The sequence below is a fragment of the Streptomyces sp. AC627_RSS907 genome, from assembly GCF_019049165.1.
In genome coordinates this window covers 1-834 of the sequence record NZ_JAGMUE010000595.1, presented here as the reverse complement: position 1 = coordinate 834, position 834 = coordinate 1, and the positions used below count along the sequence as shown (strand labels likewise).

The 834-nt window shown below is 68.3% G+C and carries 1 protein-coding gene and 1 pseudogene; both read left to right on the top strand.

The window, feature by feature from the left end; genetic code table 11:
- Positions 1–256 (top strand): annotated as a pseudogene (locus tag KUM32_RS37295) (hypothetical protein); the annotation flags it as partial.
- A 208-nt stretch (positions 257–464) separates the two neighbouring features.
- Positions 465–834: hypothetical protein (locus KUM32_RS37290; protein ID WP_217146291.1), on the top strand; the 370-nt coding region annotated here is incomplete at its 3' end.

Here is an 834-nt window from a genome sequence, read left to right as displayed (position 1 = left end):
GTCCCGGCGGACCAGCCGGACCCCCAGCGCCCGCCCTACCCGACCTGTCCGCCGCACCAGTCGCACCCACCGCGTCCTGCGCGCCCACCGCGTGCACGACCTGCTCGTCTTCCTCGCCGTGCTCGGCACCGCCGTGGGGCTCGTGCTCGGCGGCGTCGCGCCGGAGTCGCTGGCGACGATCGCCGTCGCGGTCTCCGGCCTGTACGCCGCCTGGCGCGGCGGCGGCGACCGCTCGCGGTCGCCGGAGGGCCGGTGAGGCCGCCGGAGGGCGGACAGCGTGGCGGGTGGTGCTCGCCTGTTTCCGCGCTGTGTTGGTCGCCTTTTCTCGGCCGGGTTGATCGCCCTTTTCCGGCCGGGGAGACAGCGCTCCGGAGTATGCTGAGAGGTTAAGGCCGCAGGAAATCGAGGGTTTCTGTCAGCCATCGCTTCTGACCGATTCACGGCGATGGAAGGACGATTTCACCATGGCGTGGGAACACAATGTGCCAAGCGCCGGGCAGGTCACCGCATCCGCGGACACCAGCCCCACAAGTTGGTACACGGCACATGACAATGTGCAGCATCTGGCTTACGTGGGATCGGATCAGCAGGTTCATGAATGCTTCTTCCGATTCGACCCAGGGCCGGAGGGTTTCCGCTGGGAGCACAACGTGCCGAGCGCGGGTCACGCCGCCGCGTCCGCGCACGAGGGTCCGACGAGCTGGTACACGGCGACGGACGACGTACAGCACGTCGGCTACGTGGGCACGGACCAGCGGATCCATGAATGCTTCTTCCGATTCCGCCCCGGGGCAGGTGGATTCCGTTGGGAACACAATGTCCCCAGCGCCGATC